The organism is Nitrosomonas sp. Nm58, assembly GCF_900107335.1.
GTDB lineage: Bacteria > Pseudomonadota > Gammaproteobacteria > Burkholderiales > Nitrosomonadaceae > Nitrosomonas.
Genome location: NZ_FNPQ01000091.1, coordinates 1 through 3,849 on the forward strand (window position 1 = coordinate 1; position 3,849 = coordinate 3,849).

The window sequence follows — 3,849 nt, forward strand, 5'->3', positions numbered from 1 at the left end:
GGCATGCAGGTCAATCTCGACTATTGCTTACGTTGGCTCATGAGGCCGGGGATCAGATCAGAGCAATGATCGCCAATATCCGTAAGGGTCTTGACTCAATTTTAGCAAATGCGCCTCAGTTGCCAAAAATAGAGCGTTGGCCTACTTTGGTACGCTATATCGTCAACAAAATTATCTCTGCTAGATCGGAAAATCCTCCACTCGATTCGCCAACCTTTCATTTGACTTCCAGTTCGGGTTAAAAGAGGAATTTAGGATGAAAGAAGACCGTGAAATTACAGATAACAAAATGAAGTCTTCCTCCTGCGTTTCTTCTGATACTGATCGAAGAGTAAAGGGGTATAAAAGTTTGGAGCAGCGTGCGTTTCTCTTGATGCTTGCGCTGGTAAGCATTCTGTTTATCTATTTGCTCAAGCCCTTCTTTAGCGTTATTTTCTGGGCTTGTGTCATCGGCATTGTTTTTTACCCAATGCACAAACGCATATACAGACTATCGGCACGACCTAACATCGCTGCGCTGACGACACTCACCGTTTGCTTTCTAGTTGGCGTTATCCCGGTTCTGTTCATACTCTTTTCGTTTTTTCAAGAAGGCACTGAACTCTATCAGCGAGTGCAAAGCGGTGACATCAATCCTTCCCACTATATTGATCGCTTCAAGCAAGGGCTTCCAGTAATCCAGAACCTGCTGGAACGGTTTAATGTCGATCTAGGGACAGTCCAGGAGCAATTGTCTGGAATGGCCATCACCGCCAGCCGCCTGGTGGCGGAGAATGCAATGTCGATTGGTCAGAATGCGATGCAATTTTTTATCGGCCTTGCCTTGATGCTTTATGTGGCTTTTTTTCTATTGCGTGACGGCCCACAACTGATTGGGCTCTTGATTCGCGCTCTGCCTCTTGGAGATGAGCGAGAACGCCAGCTTTTTAGAAAATTCGCGGAGGTTACCCGGGCCACCGTCAAGGGCAATCTAGTGGTGGCGTTTATACAGGGCTCTCTGGGCGGCTTCATTTTTTGGCTGCTTGATATTCCGGGCGCACTGCTATGGGGCGTAGTGATGACAGGACTCTCGCTCATTCCTCTAGTCGGAGCTGCTCTCATCTGGGGGCCTTACGCGGTTTATCTCTTTGCTGTCGGAGAATGGGACCAAGGTTTGATTCTGGTGGCTTTCGGCGCAGGCGTCATTGGTCTTGTGGACAATATCCTTCGTCCTATCCTGGTGGGCCGCGATACCAAGCTGCCCGATTACGTAGTACTACTATCGACCCTTGGCGGCTTTGCCCTGTTCGGCATGAATGGCTTTGTCATAGGTCCTTTGATCGCGGCACTTTTCTTTGTCTTCTGGGGAATATTTATCATCGAATTTAATAATCCCCATAATCATCAAACAGCTGTCAAATCTCCCGATCACCAAGAAGCAAACCATGACAATGAATAAAGCAGAGAAACTGGGCACCAGTGCATCCTGGAAGAGATCGCATCCGCATTAGGTACAGGCTCTGCTAGTGAATTAGCATTCACCCACGCCAACTACCGGCAGGCATAGCGTAGTGAGCCGGCTGAGGGAAACAAGATCACGTTCCTAGGATTAATATTTGATTCTAATTACAAATGCCTATGACCATCTTGCTACTTCTTGCAGCAAACCATTGCAGTAATGGTACTGGCTGAGCAGATAGAACACCACGTCAAAGAAGAGGATGACGAGATGTTTCCTAAAGTCCAGAAATCAAAGCTTAATATCGTTACATTGGGAAAGGAGATTGCACAGCGCAAGAGCAGCCTGTTGTAGAGACGGACTCTTCTTTTTATCCAGCAACATTGGCACAATGTTCAGTGCAAAAAGTACCAGCAGCGCTGTAATCTCATAGCCCACTCCGGCAGCTACGCTTATAGCTGCCGTGAACCAGATGCCTGCAGCTGTCGCCAGTTCCACGCACGCACCCCAGTCATGCTATCGCCTTTCAGCATTGTACCGGCACACAGAAAACCTATTCCTGATATGACGCCTTGAACTACACGACACATGACATCTTACAGCGCGCCACCTTGTTCTGGGCGATTTTAGTTACATCGTAAAGTTAGTAAAAACATCCGAATTCTTGGAAGGCGTTTGTTTTACCTATGACTTATCGGGGTTCGCCTTTTATTCCTGCTTCTATTTTTTCTTGTGCCAATTCCTGATCTTCGGCGTCAGCTTCCATCTTGTTTTCTTTGTCCTTGTGGGAAAGCAACAAGCAAATACTGATAGGGAAATGGTCGGAATCAATATTTTTTTCAACTTTCATCCGCATCAGACGAAAGTGGCTGCTGAGGAAATAATGATCGAGAGGCCATCTCAACAAAGGGTATTGGGCATGAAAGGTACTGTACATTCCTCTGCCACGTCGCGGATCGAGCAGGCCACTGTATTTAAGGAACAATTCGGTCGTATAGCTCCAGGCCACGTCGTTCAGGTCGCCCATTACTATACACGGACCTTTGTAATCTTTAGCCATCTTGCCAATCAACAGAATTTCTGCATCCCTGTCGGTGCTGTGTGAATTTTCCTTTGGCACGGGTGGGGCCGGATGCAAGCCAAAAATCCTGATCGTTTCCTTATCAAAGGTGATATCGGCAATTATGGAAGGTACCTCGTCATCAATCAGGTAATTGATTTCGGTATGGTCTAATTTAAATTTACTGTAAAATAACAAACCGTAAGTGTTTTCTTTAGGAATTTCAATACAATGGGGATAATATTTTTTAAGTTGCTGTACACTTTCCATCCATTGTTGGTCTGTTTCCAACAAGAAAATAATATCAGGATTTCTTTCAGTTACCAGATCTAGTAACTTCTGATAATTCCGGTTGTGTTGGTAGACGTTGGCCACCAACAGGTTAAGGCAAGGGGTTTCACGTGTTTGCTTTATGGGCTTAATCATCTTTTTACCTAATGGGGTAAAAGGAATGATCAGGTAACCGAGATAAAAGAAAGAAACGGTCAAGGCCAACAAAAGCGCCCTATCCCACCATTCGGTCGGTATTCTAAAAAAACCCAACCATAAAGCACAAAGTATCCCGATAATGACCAGTTTCTGCAACCGTGGATAATCAAAAATGCGAAATACCCAAAGGTCTTTTTTGATAAACGGAATCAGTACGGAAATCAAGGCGAAAACTGAGAAGCAGTAAAGGATAATTTTTAAAAAAGACATCTTTTGTTTTTGATGCCTAAAGATAAAGATTTATTTGCACTGATGCTTTCTTAAACCGACAAAGGTGCCGTGAGTTGAAACCTTTGCTTTTATAAATTATCAATAATCTTGTCTTTGGGAATATCGGACCTTGTAACTGATCCCGATTTTCTAGGTCTCATTGTGTTGCAGCATCAATTCCACCGCTTCGTTCTTTCTTATTGCTACGAATTTTCGTATCATGGACAGCAACACTTAAAAATCAAGTTTATTATCCACATCCATAGAGTCTATGGCTGTCGAATCTGTTCCCTTGATCTGGATAAATGACCTTGCAGCTCCGGAAACAAATACCGAAAACGATTTATAAATAGTATCATCCGATGTCAGAACACCCTTTCGCAATATCAGGTTGGTCAGGTAGGTTTGCTGGTGAACGGCATGGTTTTTCATGTTGCCTTCATCGTTGAACTTCCACATAAAAGCTTTGCGTGTATAGGAAAAATAAACGCGCTTTTCATAAGAACAGAATGTATCGGGAAACGGTTTGGTCGTCAACCTGAAGTCTCTTCCAATATGAAATGAGCGTAGTAATCGGCCTTCGGCCGCAATGCGTTTGAAAGAAACACGATGCGGCGAGATGTGCGGTAAAGTGGAATACCGCGACGGCGAA

At 44.6% G+C, this 3,849-nt stretch carries 4 protein-coding genes and 1 pseudogene; 2 read left to right on the forward strand and 3 right to left on the reverse strand.

The features are described 5' to 3' along the window. A pseudogene (locus tag BLW34_RS14965) lies at positions 1-242 on the forward strand (hypothetical protein); the annotation flags it as partial. A gap of 14 nt (positions 243-256) precedes the next feature. Then, positions 257-1,438 carry an AI-2E family transporter gene (locus BLW34_RS14970; RefSeq protein ID WP_256203831.1) on the forward strand — a complete coding sequence of 394 codons (1,182 nt, stop codon included), beginning with the start codon at positions 257-259 and terminating at the stop codon, positions 1,436-1,438. Positions 1,439-1,729: 291 nt separating this feature from the next. Here BLW34_RS14970 and BLW34_RS14975 read toward each other — a convergent pair whose 3' ends face one another. From BLW34_RS14975 to BLW34_RS14985, 3 genes are all read right to left on the reverse strand, one after another. Continuing rightward, positions 1,730-1,936, reverse strand: a complete 207-nt coding sequence (locus BLW34_RS14975; protein ID WP_090581292.1) for an MgtC/SapB family protein — start codon at positions 1,934-1,936, stop codon at positions 1,730-1,732. Positions 1,937-2,129: 193 nt separating this feature from the next. After that, positions 2,130-2,993, reverse strand: a complete 864-nt coding sequence (locus tag BLW34_RS14980; protein WP_218138886.1) for an endonuclease/exonuclease/phosphatase family protein — start codon at positions 2,991-2,993, stop codon at positions 2,130-2,132. A 438-nt stretch (positions 2,994-3,431) separates the two neighbouring features. After that, positions 3,432-3,849 (reverse strand): hypothetical protein (locus BLW34_RS14985; RefSeq protein ID WP_218138887.1); only part of this gene is annotated, 418 nt, incomplete at its 5' end.